Consider the following 22259-nt stretch of genomic DNA (forward strand, 5'->3'; position numbering starts at 1 on the left):
GCCTTCTTAGCGACTTCGATCTGTACGGCAAGCTTTGCCTTCTCTTTGCTCCGATCTGTACCCGTCCGGAGTTCGTCCCGGATGAGAGCGTCCTTCAGTGCCTTCAAGTCCTGCAGCTGCGTTCCAGCGGCGACGACAGCAGCCTCGTAACGCGAGACAACGGCATTGTACTGTTCGTCTTGACGATCAAACTTTTCTTTCAAGTCCCAAATTCTCATTTCTGTATTTCCTCCTCGTTAATATCAATAATTTCACCTAGTTCTCGCCGCAGACGGTCGATCTCAGCCTCGATAGCCGCATTAGATCTGTCCTCGACCGGATCCGCTGGCTTAACCGTTATCTCTTGATTGAGAAGGCCAGTAGCCCGTAGGTACAGCTCGACTGCCTTCATGCTGCGTGCTGTCTTGGCGGCTTCAGTCAGTGCTCCAAGCACGTCTGCGAGATGCTCCGTGGTATTGTCGAGAGTTCTGCGCTTTACAAACTCCGCAAACTTTGGATCACGCCGCCAGCGTTGTAGACTTCTCTCCGACGTGTTCGCGCGCTGGGCGACTTCCGCCATCGTGAGGCCGTTTCTTCCTGGCTGCGAAAGCAGCTCAGCTGCGATAAGTTGGTCAGGTGTGAAATATTCATCGTCACCGTGTACTATGATTGTTCTCGTCATTGTTTTCCTCTCTTTCTTGGCGATGCTTCGCCTCTTTCCATTGCTGAACAGTCGAGATAACGCCCTGTAAATTTGTATCGTTCCAGTCGAGCGCCAGCTCTAAGCGGCTGCGGACCTCTGTCGTAATGGATCGGGATCCGGCCTCTATTTTTGAGATTGTCGAGCGGTCAACGGTAACAAGATCCGCGAGTTGCTGCTGTGTTAGATTGCGAACATTCCGGACGATCCGGAGCGCGTCGGGGGTCAATGTGTATGTCATGATCGGCCTCCTCTTTGTTTGGAAATAAATAAAGACGCCCCCGATTCCGGCGAGGAATCAAGAACGTCTCAAAAACAGGAGACGAGAGACTCTAAACATCTTTCGTCATATATAGATTAGCTGCACCATCGTTTCACAATCTGGGACAAAAAAGAAATTTATTCAATAGCGTGATAGCGCTAAGCCGCGCCACTACAGGCTTTTTGCGAAAACAAAGATCTTTCAATCTACCAAATCGTATGGTATGATCTTAGATAGATTTACATAGCTAATAACTTCCAAAACAAAAAAATAAAGCCCAATTGTTTTCGGCGGCTCGGGATCCCCATCCCTCAGCTGCTTTCGTACCGCGCGAACGGACAGAAAACAGGCACGCACTCACAATGAGCTTATTTAGCCTCATTATACCCTCTCGATAGTCTATTTATCAAGGTATAACAGAGACTTTATATATCGGACGAGATAGCCCCTGATTCTCCCAGTTTGCGGAGATCGGGGGCTTTTTAATTTGTTGTTAACGGCTTAGCCGTCTACATATCTAATTGAATAGTCGGCGCGCTCCGGATCCTTTTTCAAAAATTGGATGCCGTGGGCTTGATTTCTTATTGCCTTTTTAGGAATCTAAAGCAGCGTCAACGTCGGAAAGCACTAGCAACGACGTTAAAAACTTGGTGACGGTGAGCTGCGCCGATGCGGTAAGGCAGCGTAACGAGCGTAAGGCGTAACCATATCCACGCTGCTCGTGAGACTAACGGGAGGACGCCGTAAATCGGTCTGGAGGTAGCCAAGCCATCGTAAGATGGGGAGGGCGCTGTCAATTACATGGGATTGGCTTCATGTAGCAAAAGGCAGCGTGAGACGGTAATATGTCTCTTGTTTGGATATGGGTGCGACGGATACTCATCCTACCTTACACGGCGTACATAACAACCACTCACTCGAGTCCATAGCTATATTCATCTGTGGACTCGGGTGGGTGTTCTGTGTCTCCTGAGCCTAAGCCAAACCATTCCAGCGTGTCGATTAAGAACTTAAAGTCAAGAGATTTTTAAGCAGTTTACCGTACATAGTTACTAAGTACATAAGGAGAAAACGACTTAAGAAGAGATGAGATTATATAGCAGAGGATCGGGGTTGAGGGCTCCCCCTGGTAGAACGTTGTAGGATTCCACAATCGTTGAAATAGAGATAGATAAAAAATCGAAGGTGTTTAAGGCTCCATTCCGAATGAATACATCGTCAGACGGGCTAGGATACCCTTATCAGCTGTGTTTTGAAATTGGTGGTAGTTAAATTAGGACCACTACATATAATCCCTTAGAACGCCTCTGAGAGCGTCTGAGGACTATAGGAGGTTATCTTATGCAGAAGGATATTGAGTATTATATGAGTTTGAATTACACGTATAGATTTCAGTATGTCACCAACGATCCGAACTATCCCCAAGGCTACTACTTCGGGAGTTTCGAGGAGCTTGACGGATGCCATACGGATGCACCGACCGTCGAGCAGCTGCTCACGGATTTGGAGGAGGTAAAGCGCGACTGGCTGGAGACTAAGCTAGAAATGGGTTTCCCTGTCCCTGAGCCGAAACGTTAGAACTGCTCATTTATCACATTCAGAGTGAGAGCGTATGCAGGGGACGGAGTGAGGACGGAGAATAAATCTATATACATACTGAATCCGTCCGACAATGGTTAAGACGGTCGGCGGTCGGGATGGAGGGGGACGGAGAAAGCGGATGGATGGATTATTGAGAAAAAAGGATCTCGTAGAAGCGGTCGGCGTGGCGAAATCCACGATAGCGGACTGGGTGACGGAATTTCACGTATTTATCCCGACGGTTAAGCATGGGGCCGTTACATACTATAAGCCGGAGGCGCTGGACGTTCTGAAAGCGATCCGAGAGCTGCGAGAGTTGGATCAGTCGAAAGTTCAGATCATGGAGCTGCTCTCTAAAAGGGGATTCCCAGTCACGGTAGAGGAAGCGGTCGAGGACGTGGAGCGCGTTCTATCCGGAGCAGATTCGCGCGATACGCTGCTGACGGTCATGCAGACAATGGGACAGGCCATCGTTAAGATCGGAGAGCAGGACGGAAGCATAAACCGCATAGAGACGCGGATCGAGGAACATTCCGAACGGTTGGACGAACAGGACGGACGGATCTCGGAGACGGTCGATCAGGTTGCAGAGCTGCACCGGATGGTTGAGGAAATGAAGTGCCAGCTCGACGCTACGAAAGCGGAAGCTGCTGCTGCTCAGGAGCGGGCTGAACGAGCGGAGGCCGAGGCTAATAAACCATGGTGGAGACGCTGGAAGTAATCAGTCAGCGTGAATTCAATAAGCAATAACCATCACGTCGTCAGAGTGTCCTAAAATCCCCTGTACGGCGTTTTTTGTTTTAGACCAACAAAAGTACCGACTATCGATTTAAATTCATTACAAGGCTAAACAGGCCACTCAGGGACGATGTAGAGGCGTTGGTGATGGTTTTACTTCCCGCGCCCATACTCATACGCGCGCGCGCGCCTACGCGCTTAATATATTTAATAATATAATATTATATCAAAGAGTATGCAGTAAATCAGCGTACTATAATAGTTAATATATATAACTATAGTATAACTATATTATTAAAGATAAATATCAAGAGTACGCTGAATTTAGGCATGGACAAAACCTTGCCATTTTGGGCAGGGGCAAGGTAAAATGTGGATAGACGGCAACAAAGCGGCATAAAAAAAAGTGCTACCGAGGCAACGTCGTCACCCCAATCAGCACTTACCAGTTGTAAAACATCTAACCCCATTATATAAAACATGCAAATAAAAAACAATAAAAACAGGGGAAACTACAAACAGGTAAGCTTAACGATTGGCAATCTGCCGCCTCCTCGTGTAGCCAGGAGGATAAATGATAGACTTTTTACAGACAGTGAGTAATACCGATTGGACACCATGGACGTTGTCTCCTAATCAACTTGGGTATCCAGCAGCAATTGGCTATCTTGTTTACGCGGTTCTGCAAAAATTTGAAGTTCGGTTTCACTTGGATTTAAGCGCAGACAAGCTTGGTTTCAGCTTTTCCCTGCGTCGCAAGGGACGGACCTCCAATGAGTAAAAAAGTGGGGGAGTCCTTTAAACCGAGACACGAGTACGAAGACCAAATGGATGTGTTTCGGAGAGAACATGAGGAATGGCGAAATCAAATGAAAGCTGATAATACGGGGTTTTTCCCCGTGTTTTCAGCCGACTTCCGGCCTTATTTGGATAGACTGTCAGGAAATGCACTGAAGCTATACTTGTTTCTTGGGTTTCATATCGAAAATAAAAGCGGGGAAACAACTGTAGGTTTAGATACAATAGCAAAGCATTTTGGTGCTAAGATGCGGACAGTTCAGGCTTGGATGAAAGAACTTACTGACGAGGGACTGGTAGCACGCGTCCAAACAGGCTACCGATTCAAAGCACATACCTTTCTGAGACCATACAGTAAAGATACGCCTAAAGAAGTGAACACACCCGTAAAAGAAGCATAGTAACAAACAAAAAAAGAATGTGAACGTGGAGACGATAAATGACAACGCTATGGGCGATGATCGCACAAGCCAAGCTCTCCCAGCAGCTCGTTACGATCCGAACGGACGACGGTGAACGAGTTACGGGAACGATCGAGAAGCTGACGAAATTGACGGTAACACTGCGGCAGCCCACCGGGATTATGTACATTCCGTATGCCGAGATTGAAGCCGTTACACATGAATAAAGGAGGCCCCCTTTATTTACCCAGTAAACCTATCAGCATAAGGGCGACGAGGCAGCCATCAGCGCAAAAACAAAAACACCCTCTATTTATCAAAAATAGGGGGTGTTTGGTATTTTGTATGTCGATTTTTGCAGAAAAATAAATAGGAAAAAAGACCCATTATATGCGCCCTGAATACATGTTATATTTAAGTGTGTCCAGTTTTTGGGCATACGCTTTCCAAGCCGTTCGGTAAGGCTTGTTTAAATACAATTACAATGAAAGGAGAATTAAGTATCAATGGAGCTGAAAACCGAATATTCTCTGCTGTTACCACGTCCGCCCTGCATTGGGAAAGGAACAGGTGAACCGCCATGACAATGAAACATTTCTTGATTCATTTGGTAACAGCACTCATGGAGTTAAATCTTGTTTATTACGGACTCCATCATCTTACTGTTGTTACTGTGTTCGGGCTTAGCATGTACGGGGGTACTATCGCTTTAGCCCTGGCAGTTGTGTCCTTGCTGATACACTGCCTGGTCGTTAATTTAACTAAGAAGAAGAAATAACAACTTAATGGATCCTTTTCTGAGTTCGCACCTCAGAGGGGATCTTTTTTTATAATTTCTTTATAAACAGATGATTCAATATATGAATCCCAGTTTGTCCTGATGACACCTTTTTATACGTACGAGCTTCCGAAGTACATAATCAGTATAGCCCGTATGAAACATGTTATCACGCGCCGGATAGTGTGTCTAGTCCAAATCTAGCCCAAAAGTGGTCATTATACTAGATTTTCGAGCGTTTTTTACTAGATTTACTCCACTTTCTATAGTTTTTTTGGATTTCTGAGATGTAAGTAATAGCGTATCCGCCGGCGCCTACTCTTAGTTAAATTGTTATTATTTTATGTCTTTTTCGGAAATGTAAAAATTATCACGTAAATTTCTGAAACGCTTGATGATGAACTCCTACGCCCCCCCCCCCTGGCGCGTGACCTCTTATCGCTATGTCATAAAGCACACCTTTTGAAAGACTCCTAAAAGGCTGTCTCTTCTCATGTCAAAAACTATTATTTATATTATTGACACATGTCAAAACTATGATATACTTATTGACACAAATGAAGAATACGAAAGAGAGACGATCACAGATGCAGCTCGGTTATGTACGCGTTAGTACTAAGGAACAGAACACGGAACGACAGCTCATAAAGATGAGAGCGCTCGGCATCGAGGAGCGATACATATTCGTTGATAAGGCAAGCGGAAAGGACTTTGATCGTCCTAAGTATCAGGCTCTCCGCCTCATGATCCGTGAGGGAGACCTTTTGTATCTGGACGCGCTAGACAGGCTCGGGCGTGACTATGACGGTATCATCAGTGAGTGGAAGTATATAACCCGTGAGGTCGGGGCAGATATTGTTGTCCTGGAGAACGAGACTCTGTTCGACTCCCGGAAATTTAAGACGATGGGAGATATCGGGAAGCTGCTGGAGGATCAATTCCTCTCGATGCTCTCATACGTTGCCGAACAGGAACGGAAAAAGAATAAGCAGCGTCAAGCCGAGGGAATAGCTGTCGCGGTCGCCGCTGGCGTGAAGTTTGGAAGGCCTAAGCAGGAAATAACGGACGATTTCCGGGCGGTATATGACGAGTGGAAGTCAGGCAATATAACCGCCACCGAAGCGATGAAGCAGCTTGGTATGAAGCCAAACACGTTTTATCGGCGGGTTAAAGAGTACACGCCTAAGATAGAGGCAGGCGGCCGTATTTATCTTACGAATGTCCCTCTCACTGATAAGAAATAAAAAAGCGCCTCCCAGCGGTGTCTGGAGAGGCGCTTTCCTTGTGTTTCGGCGGATCGGATCGGATCGCGATAGACGGCGGCAGCTCCTCCCGAAAAATTGCGAAACAGCGACGCATTTGGCGGAGCTGGCGGCTAATACAGATACCTTTTTGATATGGGCGTATCTGGTGACAGACTGGATTTAGATCGATCGAGCTTGTAAGGCACTCCTGCGCCATCCAGAGATAGATTCAATGGGACGGTATGACGCGGCTTGCCCGTATCTGACGATTTAGGTTTATCTGGCACAGCCAGCGGCTCCCACGGCTTTCGGAACACATGGCCTTCCTTACAAGCATACATTTTGATCGACCTGTCCCACTCGCCTAATATTCCGCATACTGTACATCTTGCGTACATAAAATCACTTCTCCTTTTTCGGTGATATCGAACGATAACCATTAGGAGGTGTGCAGTCAACAAGAGACTTTAGTGGATCAAGATGGTGAATTGTTCACGACGTTAAATTTCGTCGGCGAGCGGTAGCGCCTCATGAAACGCTCTCCGCTTGTCCGTTCCAGTAGCTCGGAGGATGGACAGTCCGCGCTTCTGTATAGCTCTGCTCATCGTCTCATACAGATAAAAGTCCGTCGCCCATGTATAAGCATCGATCACGCGCCATACGGCTTCGTAGAACGCGCTCAGGAAGTCCTCGAACGTCAGGCGCTTGTCCTGATAGGCGTTCGTCCAGCGATAAGCTGCGCCGTATATAAGGCGACGAACAGGATCAAAGCGGAGAAGCTCATCCGCGAGATTCATCTCCCGGCGCTCCTGCGCTCGGTATGACATATTTTTCCATTCAGCCTCAGTCCGGAGGATTTTCTCAATGCGTTCGGCTGGATACATGGCGACAATCCGTTTCTGTTTATTCTCACGTTGTTGCTCTATTGGAGACTGTTTCGGTCTCCGTCGTCGTGTTAGCTTTTTCATAATGTCCTCCATAAATTTCTTTGATCCAGTTACTTGTGAGATTCAGAAAAACGGCGAATATAAGTAGTGAATGAGCGAAGCGAAAGACCATCACTGACTAGAAAGGAATAAGGGAGCGGGAAAACAGGGCCGATTCATGTTTAAATATCGAGATTGTCATGAGCGGCGGCGTTCTTGTGAAACTCAGACAAAAAAGAAAGCCGAGGATCACTCCCCGGCCTGTCGTTTAAGCGTTGCGTATACGGCTATGGTCTTTGGCGTTGGATTCGCCGCTGCTGCTTTACGAGCTGCCTCCAGCTGCTCAGATGTCGGGCGTTCGGTTGTTTCCTCCGGTTCTGCTGCTGCTTGCTGTGCCTGATATCGTCCGGAGACGAGTCCGAACATAGAACGATGAACCATCGACGGATAAAGCCGGACGATCATCGCCATGTCCTGAACGTCCTGTGACGTGATCTCTGCGTCGTCCGCTAGTTTTGTTTGAATCTCTCGGAGATGTGTGATCTGCAGCTGCTCCATTATTTCGCACCTCCAGCCGTGCGCTTAATACCGTTTGGTAGCTTGCGATAGTTATCAATCATCATGAGATCCTCGTCCGTGATCTGGGGAATGTCGCTGTTTTGTATGACCGGCTGCGGCATACGGTGATCGCCAGGATGGTTCCGATTATCGTTATACGCCATGTCGCGAAGCTGTCGGAACGCTGGCTCATAATCGGACTCCAGCTCTTTCACGTCGAGCAGCGCGTTATAATACGCCGTGCGCGCTTCTATAAGCCGGTTAATAATTGGTTGCAGCTCAGCAGCACGGACAGCAGATCTGTAATCTCCAGACCAGTCTAGGACGAGTTGACGGACGGAGATCCGGTCGCCTGCAGTACGGCTGTACTCATAGGCGTGAGTTCGTTCGTGTTCTGCGTCTGCGAGTGCCTTCTTAGCGACTTCGATCTGTACGGCAAGCTTTGCCTTCTCTTTGCTCCGATCTGTACCCGTCCGGAGTTCGTCCCGGATGAGAGCGTCCTTCAGTGCCTTCAAGTCCTGCAGCTGCGTTCCAGCGGCGACGACAGCAGCCTCGTAACGCGAGACAACGGCATTGTACTGTTCGTCTTGACGATCAAACTTTTCTTTCAAGTCCCAAATTCTCATTTCTGTATTTCCTCCTCGTTAATATCAATAATTTCACCTAGTTCTCGCCGCAGACGGTCGATCTCAGCCTCGATAGCCGCATTAGATCTGTCCTCGACCGGATCCGCTGGCTTAACCGTTATCTCTTGATTGAGAAGGCCAGTAGCCCGTAGGTACAGCTCGACTGCCTTCATGCTGCGTGCTGTCTTGGCGGCTTCAGTCAGTGCTCCAAGCACGTCTGCGAGATGCTCCGTGGTATTGTCGAGAGTTCTGCGCTTTACAAACTCCGCAAACTTTGGATCACGCCGCCAGCGTTGTAGACTTCTCTCCGACGTGTTCGCGCGCTGGGCGACTTCCGCCATCGTGAGGCCGTTTCTTCCTGGCTGCGAAAGCAGCTCAGCTGCGATAAGTTGGTCAGGTGTGAAATATTCATCGTCACCGTGTACTATGATTGTTCTCGTCATTGTTTTCCTCTCTTTCTTGGCGATGCTTCGCCTCTTTCCATTGCTGAACAGTCGAGATAACGCCCTGTAAATTTGTATCGTTCCAGTCGAGCGCCAGCTCTAAGCGGCTGCGGACCTCTGTCGTAATGGATCGGGATCCGGCCTCTATTTTTGAGATTGTCGAGCGGTCAACGGTAACAAGATCCGCGAGTTGCTGCTGTGTTAGATTGCGAACATTCCGGACGATCCGGAGCGCGTCGGGGGTCAATGTGTATGTCATGATCGGCCTCCTCTTTGTTTGGAAATAAATAAAGACGCCCCCGATTCCGGCGAGGAATCAAGAACGTCTCAAAAACAGGAGACGAGAGACTCTAAACATCTTTCGTCATATATAGATTAGCTGCACCATCGTTTCACAATCTGGGACAAAAAAGAAATTTATTCAATAGCGTGATAGCGCTAAGCCGCGCCACTACAGGCTTTTTGCGAAAACAAAGATCTTTCAATCTACCAAATCGTATGGTATGATCTTAGATAGATTTACATAGCTAATAACTTCCAAAACAAAAAAATAAAGCCCAATTGTTTTCGGCGGCTCGGGATCCCCATCCCTCAGCTGCTTTCGTACCGCGCGAACGGACAGAAAACAGGCACGCACTCACAATGAGCTTATTTAGCCTCATTATACCCTCTCGATAGTCTATTTATCAAGGTATAACAGAGACTTTATATATCGGACGAGATAGCCCCTGATTCTCCCAGTTTGCGGAGATCGGGGGCTTTTTAATTTGTTGTTAACGGCTTAGCCGTCTACATATCTAATTGAATAGTCGGCGCGCTCCGGATCCTTTTTCAAAAATTGGATGCCGTGGGCTTGATTTCTTATTGCCTTTTTAGGAATCTAAAGCAGCGTCAACGTCGGAAAGCACTAGCAACGACGTTAAAAACTTGGTGACGGTGAGCTGCGCCGATGCGGTAAGGCAGCGTAACGAGCGTAAGGCGTAACCATATCCACGCTGCTCGTGAGACTAACGGGAGGACGCCGTAAATCGGTCTGGAGGTAGCCAAGCCATCGTAAGATGGGGAGGGCGCTGTCAATTACATGGGATTGGCTTCATGTAGCAAAAGGCAGCGTGAGACGGTAATATGTCTCTTGTTTGGATATGGGTGCGACGGATACTCATCCTACCTTACACGGCGTACATAACAACCACTCACTCGAGTCCATAGCTATATTCATCTGTGGACTCGGGTGGGTGTTCTGTGTCTCCTGAGCCTAAGCCAAACCATTCCAGCGTGTCGATTAAGAACTTAAAGTCAAGAGATTTTTAAGCAGTTTACCGTACATAGTTACTAAGTACATAAGGAGAAAACGACTTAAGAAGAGATGAGATTATATAGCAGAGGATCGGGGTTGAGGGCTCCCCCTGGTAGAACGTTGTAGGATTCCACAATCGTTGAAATAGAGATAGATAAAAAATCGAAGGTGTTTAAGGCTCCATTCCGAATGAATACATCGTCAGACGGGCTAGGATACCCTTATCAGCTGTGTTTTGAAATTGGTGGTAGTTAAATTAGGACCACTACATATAATCCCTTAGAACGCCTCTGAGAGCGTCTGAGGACTATAGGAGGTTATCTTATGCAGAAGGATATTGAGTATTATATGAGTTTGAATTACACGTATAGATTTCAGTATGTCACCAACGATCCGAACTATCCCCAAGGCTACTACTTCGGGAGTTTCGAGGAGCTTGACGGATGCCATACGGATGCACCGACCGTCGAGCAGCTGCTCACGGATTTGGAGGAGGTAAAGCGCGACTGGCTGGAGACTAAGCTAGAAATGGGTTTCCCTGTCCCTGAGCCGAAACGTTAGAACTGCTCATTTATCACATTCAGAGTGAGAGCGTATGCAGGGGACGGAGTGAGGACGGAGAATAAATCTATATACATACTGAATCCGTCCGACAATGGTTAAGACGGTCGGCGGTCGGGATGGAGGGGGACGGAGAAAGCGGATGGATGGATTATTGAGAAAAAAGGATCTCGTAGAAGCGGTCGGCGTGGCGAAATCCACGATAGCGGACTGGGTGACGGAATTTCACGTATTTATCCCGACGGTTAAGCATGGGGCCGTTACATACTATAAGCCGGAGGCGCTGGACGTTCTGAAAGCGATCCGAGAGCTGCGAGAGTTGGATCAGTCGAAAGTTCAGATCATGGAGCTGCTCTCTAAAAGGGGATTCCCAGTCACGGTAGAGGAAGCGGTCGAGGACGTGGAGCGCGTTCTATCCGGAGCAGATTCGCGCGATACGCTGCTGACGGTCATGCAGACAATGGGACAGGCCATCGTTAAGATCGGAGAGCAGGACGGAAGCATAAACCGCATAGAGACGCGGATCGAGGAACATTCCGAACGGTTGGACGAACAGGACGGACGGATCTCGGAGACGGTCGATCAGGTTGCAGAGCTGCACCGGATGGTTGAGGAAATGAAGTGCCAGCTCGACGCTACGAAAGCGGAAGCTGCTGCTGCTCAGGAGCGGGCTGAACGAGCGGAGGCCGAGGCTAATAAACCATGGTGGAGACGCTGGAAGTAATCAGTCAGCGTGAATTCAATAAGCAATAACCATCACGTCGTCAGAGTGTCCTAAAATCCCCTGTACGGCGTTTTTTGTTTTAGACCAACAAAAGTACCGACTATCGATTTAAATTCATTACAAGGCTAAACAGGCCACTCAGGGACGATGTAGAGGCGTTGGTGATGGTTTTACTTCCCGCGCCCATACTCATACGCGCGCGCGCGCCTACGCGCTTAATATATTTAATAATATAATATTATATCAAAGAGTATGCAGTAAATCAGCGTACTATAATAGTTAATATATATAACTATAGTATAACTATATTATTAAAGATAAATATCAAGAGTACGCTGAATTTAGGCATGGACAAAACCTTGCCATTTTGGGCAGGGGCAAGGTAAAATGTGGATAGACGGCAACAAAGCGGCATAAAAAAAAGTGCTACCGAGGCAACGTCGTCACCCCAATCAGCACTTACCAGTTGTAAAACATCTAACCCCATTATATAAAACATGCAAATAAAAAACAATAAAAACAGGGGAAACTACAAACAGGTAAGCTTAACGATTGGCAATCTGCCGCCTCCTCGTGTAGCCAGGAGGATAAATGATAGACTTTTTACAGACAGTGAGTAATACCGATTGGACACCATGGACGTTGTCTCCTAATCAACTTGGGTATCCAGCAGCAATTGGCTATCTTGTTTACGCGGTTCTGCAAAAATTTGAAGTTCGGTTTCACTTGGATTTAAGCGCAGACAAGCTTGGTTTCAGCTTTTCCCTGCGTCGCAAGGGACGGACCTCCAATGAGTAAAAAAGTGGGGGAGTCCTTTAAACCGAGACACGAGTACGAAGACCAAATGGATGTGTTTCGGAGAGAACATGAGGAATGGCGAAATCAAATGAAAGCTGATAATACGGGGTTTTTCCCCGTGTTTTCAGCCGACTTCCGGCCTTATTTGGATAGACTGTCAGGAAATGCACTGAAGCTATACTTGTTTCTTGGGTTTCATATCGAAAATAAAAGCGGGGAAACAACTGTAGGTTTAGATACAATAGCAAAGCATTTTGGTGCTAAGATGCGGACAGTTCAGGCTTGGATGAAAGAACTTACTGACGAGGGACTGGTAGCACGCGTCCAAACAGGCTACCGATTCAAAGCACATACCTTTCTGAGACCATACAGTAAAGATACGCCTAAAGAAGTGAACACACCCGTAAAAGAAGCATAGTAACAAACAAAAAAAGAATGTGAACGTGGAGACGATAAATGACAACGCTATGGGCGATGATCGCACAAGCCAAGCTCTCCCAGCAGCTCGTTACGATCCGAACGGACGACGGTGAACGAGTTACGGGAACGATCGAGAAGCTGACGAAATTGACGGTAACACTGCGGCAGCCCACCGGGATTATGTACATTCCGTATGCCGAGATTGAAGCCGTTACACATGAATAAAGGAGGCCCCCTTTATTTACCCAGTAAACCTATCAGCATAAGGGCGACGAGGCAGCCATCAGCGCAAAAACAAAAACACCCTCTATTTATCAAAAATAGGGGGTGTTTGGTATTTTGTATGTCGATTTTTGCAGAAAAATAAATAGGAAAAAAGACCCATTATATGCGCCCTGAATACATGTTATATTTAAGTGTGTCCAGTTTTTGGGCATACGCTTTCCAAGCCGTTCGGTAAGGCTTGTTTAAATACAATTACAATGAAAGGAGAATTAAGTATCAATGGAGCTGAAAACCGAATATTCTCTGCTGTTACCACGTCCGCCCTGCATTGGGAAAGGAACAGGTGAACCGCCATGACAATGAAACATTTCTTGATTCATTTGGTAACAGCACTCATGGAGTTAAATCTTGTTTATTACGGACTCCATCATCTTACTGTTGTTACTGTGTTCGGGCTTAGCATGTACGGGGGTACTATCGCTTTAGCCCTGGCAGTTGTGTCCTTGCTGATACACTGCCTGGTCGTTAATTTAACTAAGAAGAAGAAATAACAACTTAATGGATCCTTTTCTGAGTTCGCACCTCAGAGGGGATCTTTTTTTATAATTTCTTTATAAACAGATGATTCAATATATGAATCCCAGTTTGTCCTGATGACACCTTTTTATACGTACGAGCTTCCGAAGTACATAATCAGTATAGCCCGTATGAAACATGTTATCACGCGCCGGATAGTGTGTCTAGTCCAAATCTAGCCCAAAAGTGGTCATTATACTAGATTTTCGAGCGTTTTTACTAGATTTACTCCACTTTCTATAGTTTTTTGGATTTCTGAGATGTAAGTAATAGCGTATCCGCCGGCGCCTACTCTTAGTTAAATTGTTATTATTTTATGTCTTTTTCGGAAATGTAAAAATTATCACGTAAATTTCTGAAACGCTTGATGATGAACTCCTACGCCCCCCCCCCCCTGGCGCGTGACCTCTTATCGCTATGTCATAAAGCACACCTTTTGAAAGACTCCTAAAAGGCTGTCTCTTCTCATGTCAAAAACTATTATTTATATTATTGACACATGTCAAAACTATGATATACTTATTGACACAAATGAAGAATACGAAAGAGAGACGATCACAGATGCAGCTCGGTTATGTACGCGTTAGTACTAAGGAACAGAACACGGAACGACAGCTCATAAAGATGAGAGCGCTCGGCATCGAGGAGCGATACATATTCGTTGATAAGGCAAGCGGAAAGGACTTTGATCGTCCTAAGTATCAGGCTCTCCGCCTCATGATCCGTGAGGGAGACCTTTTGTATCTGGACGCGCTAGACAGGCTCGGGCGTGACTATGACGGTATCATCAGTGAGTGGAAGTATATAACCCGTGAGGTCGGGGCAGATATTGTTGTCCTGGAGAACGAGACTCTGTTCGACTCCCGGAAATTTAAGACGATGGGAGATATCGGGAAGCTGCTGGAGGATCAATTCCTCTCGATGCTCTCATACGTTGCCGAACAGGAACGGAAAAAGAATAAGCAGCGTCAAGCCGAGGGAATAGCTGTCGCGGTCGCCGCTGGCGTGAAGTTTGGAAGGCCTAAGCAGGAAATAACGGACGATTTCCGGGCGGTATATGACGAGTGGAAGTCAGGCAATATAACCGCCACCGAAGCGATGAAGCAGCTTGGTATGAAGCCAAACACGTTTTATCGGCGGGTTAAAGAGTACACGCCTAAGATAGAGGCAGGCGGCCGTATTTATCTTACGAATGTCCCTCTCACTGATAAGAAATAAAAAAGCGCCTCCCAGCGGTGTCTGGAGAGGCGCTTTCCTTGTGTTTCGGCGGATCGGATCGGATCGCCCGATAGACGGCGGCAGCTCCTCCCGAAAAATTGCGAAACAGCGACGCATTTGGCGGAGCTGGCGGCTAATACAGATACCTTTTTGATATGGGCGTATCTGGTGACAGACTGGATTTAGATCGATCGAGCTTGTAAGGCACTCCTGCGCCATCCAGAGATAGATTCAATGGGACGGTATGACGCGGCTTGCCCGTATCTGACGATTTAGGTTTATCTGGCACAGCCAGCGGCTCCCACGGCTTTCGGAACACATGGCCTTCCTTACAAGCATACATTTTGATCGACCTGTCCCACTCGCCTAATATTCCGCATACTGTACATCTTGCGTACATAAAATCACTTCTCCTTTTTCGGTGATATCGAACGATAACCATTAGGAGGTGTGCAGTCAACAAGAGACTTTAGTGGATCAAGATGGTGAATTGTTCACGACGTTAAATTTCGTCGGCGAGCGGTAGCGCCTCATGAAACGCTCTCCGCTTGTCCGTTCCAGTAGCTCGGAGGATGGACAGTCCGCGCTTCTGTATAGCTCTGCTCATCGTCTCATACAGATAAAAGTCCGTCGCCCATGTATAAGCATCGATCACGCGCCATACGGCTTCGTAGAACGCGCTCAGGAAGTCCTCGAACGTCAGGCGCTTGTCCTGATAGGCGTTCGTCCAGCGATAAGCTGCGCCGTATATAAGGCGACGAACAGGATCAAAGCGGAGAAGCTCATCCGCGAGATTCATCTCCCGGCGCTCCTGCGCTCGGTATGACATATTTTTCCATTCAGCCTCAGTCCGGAGGATTTTCTCAATGCGTTCGGCTGGATACATGGCGACAATCCGTTTCTGTTTATTCTCACGTTGTTGCTCTATTGGAGACTGTTTCGGTCTCCGTCGTCGTGTTAGCTTTTTCATAATGTCCTCCATAAATTTCTTTGATCCAGTTACTTGTGAGATTCAGAAAAACGGCGAATATAAGTAGTGAATGAGCGAAGCGAAAGACCATCACTGACTAGAAAGGAATAAGGGAGCGGGAAAACAGGGCCGATTCATGTTTAAATATCGAGATTGTCATGAGCGGCGGCGTTCTTGTGAAACTCAGACAAAAAAGAAAGCCGAGGATCACTCCCCGGCCTGTCGTTTAAGCGTTGCGTATACGGCTATGGTCTTTGGCGTTGGATTCGCCGCTGCTGCTTTACGAGCTGCCTCCAGCTGCTCAGATGTCGGGCGTTCGGTTGTTTCCTCCGGTTCTGCTGCTGCTTGCTGTGCCTGATATCGTCCGGAGACGAGTCCGAACATAGAACGATGAACCATCGACGGATAAAGCCGGACGATCATCGCCATGTCCTGAACGTCCTGTGACGTGATCTCTGCGTCGTCCGCTAGTTTTGTTTGAATCTCTCGGAGATGTGTGATCTGCAGCTGCTCCATTATTTCGCACCTCCAGCCGTGCGCTTAATACCGTTTGGTAGCTTGCGATAGTTATCAATCATCATGAGATCCTCGTCCGTGATCTGGGGAATGTCGCTGTTTTGTATGACCGGCTGCGGCATACGGTGATCGCCAGGATGGTTCCGATTATCGTTATACGCCATGTCGCGAAGCTGTCGGAACGCTGGCTCATAATCGGACTCCAGCTCTTTCACGTCGAGCAGCGCGTTATAATACGCCGTGCGCGCTTCTATAAGCCGGTTAATAATTGGTTGCAGCTCAGCAGCACGGACAGCAGATCTGTAATCTCCAGACCAGTCTAGGACGAGTTGACGGACGGAGATCCGGTCGCCTGCAGTACGGCTGTACTCATAGGCGTGAGTTCGTTCGTGTTCTGCGTCTGCGAGTGCCTTCTTAGCGACTTCGATCTGTACGGCAAGCTTTGCCTTCTCTTTGCTCCGATCTGTACCCGTCCGGAGTTCGTCCCGGATGAGAGCGTCCTTCAGTGCCTTCAAGTCCTGCAGCTGCGTTCCAGCGGCGACGACAGCAGCCTCGTAACGCGAGACAACGGCATTGTACTGTTCGTCTTGACGATCAAACTTTTCTTTCAAGTCCCAAATTCTCATTTCTGTATTTCCTCCTCGTTAATATCAATAATTTCACCTAGTTCTCGCCGCAGACGGTCGATCTCAGCCTCGATAGCCGCATTAGATCTGTCCTCGACCGGATCCGCTGGCTTAACCGTTATCTCTTGATTGAGAAGGCCAGTAGCCCGTAGGTACAGCTCGACTGCCTTCATGCTGCGTGCTGTCTTGGCGGCTTCAGTCAGTGCTCCAAGCACGTCTGCGAGATGCTCCGTGGTATTGTCGAGAGTTCTGCGCTTTACAAACTCCGCAAACTTTGGATCACGCCGCCAGCGTTGTAGACTTCTCTCCGACGTGTTCGCGCGCTGGGCGACTTCCGCCATCGTGAGGCCGTTTCTTCCTGGCTGCGAAAGCAGCTCAGCTGCGATAAGTTGGTCAGGTGTGAAATATTCATCGTCACCGTGTACTATGATTGTTCTCGTCATTGTTTTCCTCTCTTTCTTGGCGATGCTTCGCCTCTTTCCATTGCTGAACAGTCGAGATAACGCCCTGTAAATTTGTATCGTTCCAGTCGAGCGCCAGCTCTAAGCGGCTGCGGACCTCTGTCGTAATGGATCGGGATCCGGCCTCTATTTTTGAGATTGTCGAGCGGTCAACGGTAACAAGATCCGCGAGTTGCTGCTGTGTTAGATTGCGAACATTCCGGACGATCCGGAGCGCGTCGGGGGTCAATGTGTATGTCATGATCGGCCTCCTCTTTGTTTGGAAATAAATAAAGACGCCCCCGATTCCGGCGAGGAATCAAGAACGTCTCAAAAACAGGAGACGAGAGACTCTAAACATCTTTCGTCATATATAGATTAGCTGCACCATCGTTTCACAATCTGGGACAAAAAAGAAATTTATTCAATAGCGTGATAGCGCTAAGCCGCGCCACTACAGGCTTTTTGCGAAAACAAAGATCTTTCAATCTACCAAATCGTATGGTATGATCTTAGATAGATTTACATAGCTAATAACTTCCAAAACAAAAAAATAAAGCCCAATTGTTTTCGGCGGCTCGGGATCCCCATCCCTCAGCTGCTTTCGTACCGCGCGAACGGACAGAAAACAGGCACGCACTCACAATGAGCTTATTTAGCCTCATTATACCCTCTCGATAGTCTATTTATCAAGGTATAACAGAGACTTTATATATCGGACGAGATAGCCCCTGATTCTCCCAGTTTGCGGAGATCGGGGGCTTTTTAATTTGTTGTTAACGGCTTAGCCGTCTACATATCTAATTGAATAGTCGGCGCGCTCCGGATCCTTTTTCAAAAATTGGATGCCGTGGGCTTGATTTCTTATTGCCTTTTTAGGAATCTAAAGCAGCGTCAACGTCGGAAAGCACTAGCAACGACGTTAAAAACTTGGTGACGGTGAGCTGCGCCGATGCGGTAAGGCAGCGTAACGAGCGTAAGGCGTAACCATATCCACGCTGCTCGTGAGACTAACGGGAGGACGCCGTAAATCGGTCTGGAGGTAGCCAAGCCATCGTAAGATGGGGAGGGCGCTGTCAATTACATGGGATTGGCTTCATGTAGCAAAAGGCAGCGTGAGACGGTAATATGTCTCTTGTTTGGATATGGGTGCGACGGATACTCATCCTACCTTACACGGCGTACATAACAACCACTCACTCGAGTCCATAGCTATATTCATCTGTGGACTCGGGTGGGTGTTCTGTGTCTCCTGAGCCTAAGCCAAACCATTCCAGCGTGTCGATTAAGAACTTAAAGTCAAGAGATTTTTAAGCAGTTTACCGTACATAGTTACTAAGTACATAAGGAGAAAACGACTTAAGAAGAGATGAGATTATATAGCAGAGGATCGGGGTTGAGGGCTCCCCCTGGTAGAACGTTGTAGGATTCCACAATCGTTGAAATAGAGATAGATAAAAAATCGAAGGTGTTTAAGGCTCCATTCCGAATGAATACATCGTCAGACGGGCTAGGATACCCTTATCAGCTGTGTTTTGAAATTGGTGGTAGTTAAATTAGGACCACTACATATAATCCCTTAGAACGCCTCTGAGAGCGTCTGAGGACTATAGGAGGTTATCTTATGCAGAAGGATATTGAGTATTATATGAGTTTGAATTACACGTATAGATTTCAGTATGTCACCAACGATCCGAACTATCCCCAAGGCTACTACTTCGGGAGTTTCGAGGAGCTTGACGGATGCCATACGGATGCACCGACCGTCGAGCAGCTGCTCACGGATTTGGAGGAGGTAAAGCGCGACTGGCTGGAGACTAAGCTAGAAATGGGTTTCCCTGTCCCTGAGCCGAAACGTTAGAACTGCTCATTTATCACATTCAGAGTGAGAGCGTATGCAGGGGACGGAGTGAGGACGGAGAATAAATCTATATACATACTGAATCCGTCCGACAATGGTTAAGACGGTCGGCGGTCGGGATGGAGGGGGACGGAGAAAGCGGATGGATGGATTATTGAGAAAAAAGGATCTCGTAGAAGCGGTCGGCGTGGCGAAATCCACGATAGCGGACTGGGTGACGGAATTTCACGTATTTATCCCGACGGTTAAGCATGGGGCCGTTACATACTATAAGCCGGAGGCGCTGGACGTTCTGAAAGCGATCCGAGAGCTGCGAGAGTTGGATCAGTCGAAAGTTCAGATCATGGAGCTGCTCTCTAAAAGGGGATTCCCAGTCACGGTAGAGGAAGCGGTCGAGGACGTGGAGCGCGTTCTATCCGGAGCAGATTCGCGCGATACGCTGCTGACGGTCATGCAGACAATGGGACAGGCCATCGTTAAGATCGGAGAGCAGGACGGAAGCATAAACCGCATAGAGACGCGGATCGAGGAACATTCCGAACGGTTGGACGAACAGGACGGACGGATCTCGGAGACGGTCGATCAGGTTGCAGAGCTGCACCGGATGGTTGAGGAAATGAAGTGCCAGCTCGACGCTACGAAAGCGGAAGCTGCTGCTGCTCAGGAGCGGGCTGAACGAGCGGAGGCCGAGGCTAATAAACCATGGTGGAGACGCTGGAAGTAATCAGTCAGCGTGAATTCAATAAGCAATAACCATCACGTCGTCAGAGTGTCCTAAAATCCCCTGTACGGCGTTTTTTGTTTTAGACCAACAAAAGTACCGACTATCGATTTAAATTCATTACAAGGCTAAACAGGCCACTCAGGGACGATGTAGAGGCGTTGGTGATGGTTTTACTTCCCGCGCCCATACTCATACGCGCGCGCGCGCCTACGCGCTTAATATATTTAATAATATAATATTATATCAAAGAGTATGCAGTAAATCAGCGTACTATAATAGTTAATATATATAACTATAGTATAACTATATTATTAAAGATAAATATCAAGAGTACGCTGAATTTAGGCATGGACAAAACCTTGCCATTTTGGGCAGGGGCAAGGTAAAATGTGGATAGACGGCAACAAAGCGGCATAAAAAAAAGTGCTACCGAGGCAACGTCGTCACCCCAATCAGCACTTACCAGTTGTAAAACATCTAACCCCATTATATAAAACATGCAAATAAAAAACAATAAAAACAGGGGAAACTACAAACAGGTAAGCTTAACGATTGGCAATCTGCCGCCTCCTCGTGTAGCCAGGAGGATAAATGATAGACTTTTTACAGACAGTGAGTAATACCGATTGGACACCATGGACGTTGTCTCCTAATCAACTTGGGTATCCAGCAGCAATTGGCTATCTTGTTTACGCGGTTCTGCAAAAATTTGAAGTTCGGTTTCACTTGGATTTAAGCGCAGACAAGCTTGGTTTCAGCTTTTCCCTGCGTCGCAAGGGACGGACCTCCAATGAGTAAAAAAGTGGGGGAGTCCTTTAAACCGAGACACGAGTACGAAGACCAAATGGATGTGTTTCGGAGAGAACATGAGGAATGGCGAAATCAAATGAAAGCTGATAATACGGGGTTTTTCCCCGTGTTTTCAGCCGACTTCCGGCCTTATTTGGATAGACTGTCAGGAAATGCACTGAAGCTATACTTGTTTCTTGGGTTTCATATCGAAAATAAAAGCGGGGAAACAACTGTAGGTTTAGATACAATAGCAAAGCATTTTGGTGCTAAGATGCGGACAGTTCAGGCTTGGATGAAAGAACTTACTGACGAGGGACTGGTAGCACGCGTCCAAACAGGCTACCGATTCAAAGCACATACCTTTCTGAGACCATACAGTAAAGATACGCCTAAAGAAGTGAACACACCCGTAAAAGAAGCATAGTAACAAACAAAAAAAGAATGTGAACGTGGAGACGATAAATGACAACGCTATGGGCGATGATCGCACAAGCCAAGCTCTCCCAGCAGCTCGTTACGATCCGAACGGACGACGGTGAACGAGTTACGGGAACGATCGAGAAGCTGACGAAATTGACGGTAACACTGCGGCAGCCCACCGGGATTATGTACATTCCGTATGCCGAGATTGAAGCCGTTACACATGAATAAAGGAGGCCCCCTTTATTTACCCAGTAAACCTATCAGCATAAGGGCGACGAGGCAGCCATCAGCGCAAAAACAAAAACACCCTCTATTTATCAAAAATAGGGGGTGTTTGGTATTTTGTATGTCGATTTTTGCAGAAAAATAAATAGGAAAAAAGACCCATTATATGCGCCCTGAATACATGTTATATTTAAGTGTGTCCAGTTTTTGGGCATACGCTTTCCAAGCCGTTCGGTAAGGCTTGTTTAAATACAATTACAATGAAAGGAGAATTAAGTATCAATGGAGCTGAAAACCGAATATTCTCTGCTGTTACCACGTCCGCCCTGCATTGGGAAAGGAACAGGTGAACCGCCATGACAATGAAACATTTCTTGATTCATTTGGTAACAGCACTCATGGAGTTAAATCTTGTTTATTACGGACTCCATCATCTTACTGTTGTTACTGTGTTCGGGCTTAGCATGTACGGGGGTACTATCGCTTTAGCCCTGGCAGTTGTGTCCTTGCTGATACACTGCCTGGTCGTTAATTTAACTAAGAAGAAGAAATAACAACTTAATGGATCCTTTTCTGAGTTCGCACCTCAGAGGGGATCTTTTTTTATAATTTCTTTATAAACAGATGATTCAATATATGAATCCCAGTTTGTCCTGATGACACCTTTTTATACGTACGAGCTTCCGAAGTACATAATCAGTATAGCCCGTATGAAACATGTTATCACGCGCCGGATAGTGTGTCTAGTCCAAATCTAGCCCAAAAGTGGTCATTATACTAGATTTTCGAGCGTTTTTTACTAGATTTACTCCACTTTCTATAGTTTTTT

At 47.1% G+C, this 22259-nt stretch carries 30 protein-coding genes; 17 read left to right on the plus strand and 13 right to left on the minus strand.

Annotated elements, in window-relative coordinates:
* From AWJ19_RS01150 to AWJ19_RS01160, 3 genes are all read right to left on the minus strand, one after another.
* Window positions 1-218: hypothetical protein (locus tag AWJ19_RS01150; protein WP_157889915.1), on the minus strand; the 218-nt coding region annotated here is incomplete at its 3' end.
* Window positions 215-661, minus strand: a complete 447-nt coding sequence (locus AWJ19_RS01155; RefSeq protein ID WP_068720843.1) for a phBC6A51 family helix-turn-helix protein — start codon at window positions 659-661, stop codon at window positions 215-217. The genes AWJ19_RS01150 and AWJ19_RS01155, both read right to left, overlap by 4 nt.
* Window positions 633-920 (minus strand): helix-turn-helix transcriptional regulator, encoded by a 288-nt coding sequence (locus AWJ19_RS01160; RefSeq protein ID WP_068720845.1) that lies wholly within the window; start codon window positions 918-920, stop codon window positions 633-635. Before AWJ19_RS01160 ends, AWJ19_RS01155 begins: the two co-directional genes overlap by 29 nt.
* Before the next feature lie 1362 nt (window positions 921-2282).
* Here AWJ19_RS01160 and AWJ19_RS01165 point away from each other — a divergent pair.
* The 6 genes from AWJ19_RS01165 to AWJ19_RS01195 all read left to right on the plus strand — a co-directional run bounded on the left by AWJ19_RS01165 (window position 2283) and on the right by AWJ19_RS01195 (window position 6481).
* Window positions 2283-2519 carry a type II toxin-antitoxin system HicB family antitoxin gene (locus tag AWJ19_RS01165; protein ID WP_068720846.1) on the plus strand — a complete coding sequence of 79 codons (237 nt, stop codon included), beginning with the start codon at window positions 2283-2285 and terminating at the stop codon, window positions 2517-2519.
* Between the two features lie 142 nt (window positions 2520-2661).
* Window positions 2662-3243, plus strand: coding sequence for a MerR family transcriptional regulator (locus tag AWJ19_RS01170; protein ID WP_068720848.1), 582 nt, complete (start codon window positions 2662-2664; stop codon window positions 3241-3243).
* A 591-nt stretch (window positions 3244-3834) separates the two neighbouring features.
* Window positions 3835-4041, plus strand: coding sequence for a hypothetical protein (locus AWJ19_RS01175; protein WP_068720850.1), 207 nt, complete (start codon window positions 3835-3837; stop codon window positions 4039-4041).
* Entirely contained in the window at window positions 4034-4459 is a 426-nt protein-coding gene (locus tag AWJ19_RS01180; protein WP_068720852.1) for a helix-turn-helix domain-containing protein, read from the plus strand. The genes AWJ19_RS01175 and AWJ19_RS01180 overlap by 8 nt, the downstream gene beginning before the upstream one ends.
* 38 nt (window positions 4460-4497) lie before the next feature.
* On the plus strand, window positions 4498-4686 hold the full coding sequence (locus AWJ19_RS01185) for a hypothetical protein (protein WP_068720854.1): 189 nt from the start codon (window positions 4498-4500) through the stop codon (window positions 4684-4686).
* A 1138-nt stretch (window positions 4687-5824) separates the two neighbouring features.
* Window positions 5825-6481, plus strand: coding sequence for a recombinase family protein (locus tag AWJ19_RS01195; protein ID WP_068720858.1), 657 nt, complete (start codon window positions 5825-5827; stop codon window positions 6479-6481).
* A gap of 500 nt (window positions 6482-6981) precedes the next feature.
* Here AWJ19_RS01195 and AWJ19_RS01200 read toward each other — a convergent pair whose 3' ends face one another.
* The 5 genes from AWJ19_RS01200 to AWJ19_RS01220 all read right to left on the minus strand — a co-directional run bounded on the left by AWJ19_RS01200 (window position 6982) and on the right by AWJ19_RS01220 (window position 9293).
* Window positions 6982-7308 (minus strand): hypothetical protein, encoded by a 327-nt coding sequence (locus AWJ19_RS01200; protein WP_128083469.1) that lies wholly within the window; start codon window positions 7306-7308, stop codon window positions 6982-6984.
* A gap of 348 nt (window positions 7309-7656) precedes the next feature.
* A complete protein-coding gene (locus AWJ19_RS01205; RefSeq protein ID WP_068720862.1) occupies window positions 7657-7965 on the minus strand; it encodes a hypothetical protein in 309 nt (102 codons plus the stop codon).
* Window positions 7965-8591, minus strand: a complete 627-nt coding sequence (locus AWJ19_RS01210) for a hypothetical protein (protein WP_068720864.1) — start codon at window positions 8589-8591, stop codon at window positions 7965-7967. The genes AWJ19_RS01205 and AWJ19_RS01210 overlap by 1 nt, the downstream gene beginning before the upstream one ends.
* Window positions 8588-9034 (minus strand): phBC6A51 family helix-turn-helix protein, encoded by a 447-nt coding sequence (locus AWJ19_RS01215; RefSeq protein ID WP_068720843.1) that lies wholly within the window; start codon window positions 9032-9034, stop codon window positions 8588-8590. The genes AWJ19_RS01210 and AWJ19_RS01215 overlap by 4 nt, the downstream gene beginning before the upstream one ends.
* Window positions 9006-9293, minus strand: coding sequence for a helix-turn-helix transcriptional regulator (locus tag AWJ19_RS01220; protein WP_068720845.1), 288 nt, complete (start codon window positions 9291-9293; stop codon window positions 9006-9008). Before AWJ19_RS01220 ends, AWJ19_RS01215 begins: the two co-directional genes overlap by 29 nt.
* Window positions 9294-10655: 1362 nt before the next feature.
* On the opposite strand from AWJ19_RS01220, the gene AWJ19_RS01225 reads away from it, so the two are divergent.
* From AWJ19_RS01225 to AWJ19_RS01255, 6 genes are all read left to right on the plus strand, one after another.
* A complete protein-coding gene (locus tag AWJ19_RS01225; RefSeq protein WP_068720846.1) occupies window positions 10656-10892 on the plus strand; it encodes a type II toxin-antitoxin system HicB family antitoxin in 237 nt (78 codons plus the stop codon).
* 142 nt (window positions 10893-11034) lie between these two features.
* A complete protein-coding gene (locus AWJ19_RS01230; protein WP_068720848.1) occupies window positions 11035-11616 on the plus strand; it encodes a MerR family transcriptional regulator in 582 nt (193 codons plus the stop codon).
* 591 nt (window positions 11617-12207) lie between these two features.
* The gene (locus AWJ19_RS01235) at window positions 12208-12414 is read left to right on the plus strand and encodes a hypothetical protein (protein ID WP_068720850.1); all 207 of its coding nucleotides are present in this window, start codon (window positions 12208-12210) and stop codon (window positions 12412-12414) included.
* Complete coding sequence (locus AWJ19_RS01240; RefSeq protein WP_068720852.1) at window positions 12407-12832, plus strand: helix-turn-helix domain-containing protein; 426 nt, start codon at window positions 12407-12409, stop codon at window positions 12830-12832. Before AWJ19_RS01235 ends, AWJ19_RS01240 begins: the two co-directional genes overlap by 8 nt.
* Before the next feature lie 38 nt (window positions 12833-12870).
* The gene (locus AWJ19_RS01245; protein WP_068720854.1) at window positions 12871-13059 is read left to right on the plus strand and encodes a hypothetical protein; all 189 of its coding nucleotides are present in this window, start codon (window positions 12871-12873) and stop codon (window positions 13057-13059) included.
* A gap of 1137 nt (window positions 13060-14196) precedes the next feature.
* On the plus strand, window positions 14197-14853 hold the full coding sequence (locus AWJ19_RS01255; protein ID WP_068720858.1) for a recombinase family protein: 657 nt from the start codon (window positions 14197-14199) through the stop codon (window positions 14851-14853).
* A gap of 502 nt (window positions 14854-15355) precedes the next feature.
* Here the strand turns inward: AWJ19_RS01255 and AWJ19_RS01260 are convergent.
* The 5 genes from AWJ19_RS01260 to AWJ19_RS01280 form a co-directional block, all read right to left on the minus strand.
* Entirely contained in the window at window positions 15356-15682 is a 327-nt protein-coding gene (locus tag AWJ19_RS01260) for a hypothetical protein (protein ID WP_128083469.1), read from the minus strand.
* 348 nt (window positions 15683-16030) lie between these two features.
* Window positions 16031-16339, minus strand: coding sequence for a hypothetical protein (locus AWJ19_RS01265; protein WP_068720862.1), 309 nt, complete (start codon window positions 16337-16339; stop codon window positions 16031-16033).
* Entirely contained in the window at window positions 16339-16965 is a 627-nt protein-coding gene (locus tag AWJ19_RS01270; protein ID WP_068720864.1) for a hypothetical protein, read from the minus strand. Before AWJ19_RS01270 ends, AWJ19_RS01265 begins: the two co-directional genes overlap by 1 nt.
* On the minus strand, window positions 16962-17408 hold the full coding sequence (locus AWJ19_RS01275) for a phBC6A51 family helix-turn-helix protein (protein ID WP_068720843.1): 447 nt from the start codon (window positions 17406-17408) through the stop codon (window positions 16962-16964). Before AWJ19_RS01275 ends, AWJ19_RS01270 begins: the two co-directional genes overlap by 4 nt.
* Entirely contained in the window at window positions 17380-17667 is a 288-nt protein-coding gene (locus AWJ19_RS01280) for a helix-turn-helix transcriptional regulator (RefSeq protein ID WP_068720845.1), read from the minus strand. The genes AWJ19_RS01275 and AWJ19_RS01280 overlap by 29 nt, the downstream gene beginning before the upstream one ends.
* A 1362-nt stretch (window positions 17668-19029) precedes the next feature.
* On the opposite strand from AWJ19_RS01280, the gene AWJ19_RS01285 reads away from it, so the two are divergent.
* The 5 genes from AWJ19_RS01285 (at window position 19030) to AWJ19_RS01305 (ending at window position 21433) form a co-directional block, all read left to right on the plus strand.
* Complete coding sequence (locus AWJ19_RS01285; protein WP_068720846.1) at window positions 19030-19266, plus strand: type II toxin-antitoxin system HicB family antitoxin; 237 nt, start codon at window positions 19030-19032, stop codon at window positions 19264-19266.
* A gap of 142 nt (window positions 19267-19408) precedes the next feature.
* Complete coding sequence (locus AWJ19_RS01290) at window positions 19409-19990, plus strand: MerR family transcriptional regulator (protein ID WP_068720848.1); 582 nt, start codon at window positions 19409-19411, stop codon at window positions 19988-19990.
* Window positions 19991-20581: 591 nt separating this feature from the next.
* Window positions 20582-20788 (plus strand): hypothetical protein, encoded by a 207-nt coding sequence (locus AWJ19_RS01295; protein ID WP_068720850.1) that lies wholly within the window; start codon window positions 20582-20584, stop codon window positions 20786-20788.
* On the plus strand, window positions 20781-21206 hold the full coding sequence (locus tag AWJ19_RS01300; RefSeq protein ID WP_068720852.1) for a helix-turn-helix domain-containing protein: 426 nt from the start codon (window positions 20781-20783) through the stop codon (window positions 21204-21206). The genes AWJ19_RS01295 and AWJ19_RS01300 overlap by 8 nt, the downstream gene beginning before the upstream one ends.
* 38 nt (window positions 21207-21244) lie before the next feature.
* Complete coding sequence (locus AWJ19_RS01305) at window positions 21245-21433, plus strand: hypothetical protein (RefSeq protein ID WP_068720854.1); 189 nt, start codon at window positions 21245-21247, stop codon at window positions 21431-21433.
* Window positions 21434-22259 lie beyond the last annotated feature (826 nt).

Source organism: Paenibacillus sp. DMB5, assembly GCF_001517085.1.
Lineage (GTDB): Bacteria > Bacillota > Bacilli > Paenibacillales > Paenibacillaceae > Paenibacillus_AQ.

Bases quoted from the DNA above. Each gene is read 5' to 3' on its own strand.
- AWJ19_RS01245 (WP_068720854.1), top strand. From the start codon at position 12,871: ATGACAACGCTATGGGCGATGATCGCACAAGCCAAGCTCTCCCAGCAG.
- AWJ19_RS01230 (WP_068720848.1), top strand. From the start codon at position 11,035: ATGGATGGATTATTGAGAAAAAAGGATCTCGTAGAAGCGGTCGGCGTG.
- AWJ19_RS01200 (WP_128083469.1), bottom strand. From the start codon at position 7,308: ATGTCATACCGAGCGCAGGAGCGCCGGGAGATGAATCTCGCGGATGAG.
- AWJ19_RS01275 (WP_068720843.1), bottom strand. From the start codon at position 17,408: ATGACGAGAACAATCATAGTACACGGTGACGATGAATATTTCACACCT.
- AWJ19_RS01290 (WP_068720848.1), top strand. From the start codon at position 19,409: ATGGATGGATTATTGAGAAAAAAGGATCTCGTAGAAGCGGTCGGCGTG.
- AWJ19_RS01185 (WP_068720854.1), top strand. From the start codon at position 4,498: ATGACAACGCTATGGGCGATGATCGCACAAGCCAAGCTCTCCCAGCAG.
- AWJ19_RS01210 (WP_068720864.1), bottom strand. From the start codon at position 8,591: ATGAGAATTTGGGACTTGAAAGAAAAGTTTGATCGTCAAGACGAACAG.
- AWJ19_RS01285 (WP_068720846.1), top strand. From the start codon at position 19,030: ATGCAGAAGGATATTGAGTATTATATGAGTTTGAATTACACGTATAGA.
- AWJ19_RS01305 (WP_068720854.1), top strand. From the start codon at position 21,245: ATGACAACGCTATGGGCGATGATCGCACAAGCCAAGCTCTCCCAGCAG.
- AWJ19_RS01225 (WP_068720846.1), top strand. From the start codon at position 10,656: ATGCAGAAGGATATTGAGTATTATATGAGTTTGAATTACACGTATAGA.
- AWJ19_RS01280 (WP_068720845.1), bottom strand. From the start codon at position 17,667: ATGACATACACATTGACCCCCGACGCGCTCCGGATCGTCCGGAATGTT.
- AWJ19_RS01260 (WP_128083469.1), bottom strand. From the start codon at position 15,682: ATGTCATACCGAGCGCAGGAGCGCCGGGAGATGAATCTCGCGGATGAG.
- AWJ19_RS01205 (WP_068720862.1), bottom strand. From the start codon at position 7,965: ATGGAGCAGCTGCAGATCACACATCTCCGAGAGATTCAAACAAAACTA.
- AWJ19_RS01215 (WP_068720843.1), bottom strand. From the start codon at position 9,034: ATGACGAGAACAATCATAGTACACGGTGACGATGAATATTTCACACCT.
- AWJ19_RS01265 (WP_068720862.1), bottom strand. From the start codon at position 16,339: ATGGAGCAGCTGCAGATCACACATCTCCGAGAGATTCAAACAAAACTA.
- AWJ19_RS01235 (WP_068720850.1), top strand. From the start codon at position 12,208: ATGATAGACTTTTTACAGACAGTGAGTAATACCGATTGGACACCATGG.
- AWJ19_RS01180 (WP_068720852.1), top strand. From the start codon at position 4,034: ATGAGTAAAAAAGTGGGGGAGTCCTTTAAACCGAGACACGAGTACGAA.
- AWJ19_RS01160 (WP_068720845.1), bottom strand. From the start codon at position 920: ATGACATACACATTGACCCCCGACGCGCTCCGGATCGTCCGGAATGTT.
- AWJ19_RS01295 (WP_068720850.1), top strand. From the start codon at position 20,582: ATGATAGACTTTTTACAGACAGTGAGTAATACCGATTGGACACCATGG.
- AWJ19_RS01255 (WP_068720858.1), top strand. From the start codon at position 14,197: ATGCAGCTCGGTTATGTACGCGTTAGTACTAAGGAACAGAACACGGAA.
- AWJ19_RS01175 (WP_068720850.1), top strand. From the start codon at position 3,835: ATGATAGACTTTTTACAGACAGTGAGTAATACCGATTGGACACCATGG.
- AWJ19_RS01195 (WP_068720858.1), top strand. From the start codon at position 5,825: ATGCAGCTCGGTTATGTACGCGTTAGTACTAAGGAACAGAACACGGAA.
- AWJ19_RS01270 (WP_068720864.1), bottom strand. From the start codon at position 16,965: ATGAGAATTTGGGACTTGAAAGAAAAGTTTGATCGTCAAGACGAACAG.
- AWJ19_RS01300 (WP_068720852.1), top strand. From the start codon at position 20,781: ATGAGTAAAAAAGTGGGGGAGTCCTTTAAACCGAGACACGAGTACGAA.
- AWJ19_RS01170 (WP_068720848.1), top strand. From the start codon at position 2,662: ATGGATGGATTATTGAGAAAAAAGGATCTCGTAGAAGCGGTCGGCGTG.
- AWJ19_RS01155 (WP_068720843.1), bottom strand. From the start codon at position 661: ATGACGAGAACAATCATAGTACACGGTGACGATGAATATTTCACACCT.
- AWJ19_RS01220 (WP_068720845.1), bottom strand. From the start codon at position 9,293: ATGACATACACATTGACCCCCGACGCGCTCCGGATCGTCCGGAATGTT.
- AWJ19_RS01240 (WP_068720852.1), top strand. From the start codon at position 12,407: ATGAGTAAAAAAGTGGGGGAGTCCTTTAAACCGAGACACGAGTACGAA.
- AWJ19_RS01165 (WP_068720846.1), top strand. From the start codon at position 2,283: ATGCAGAAGGATATTGAGTATTATATGAGTTTGAATTACACGTATAGA.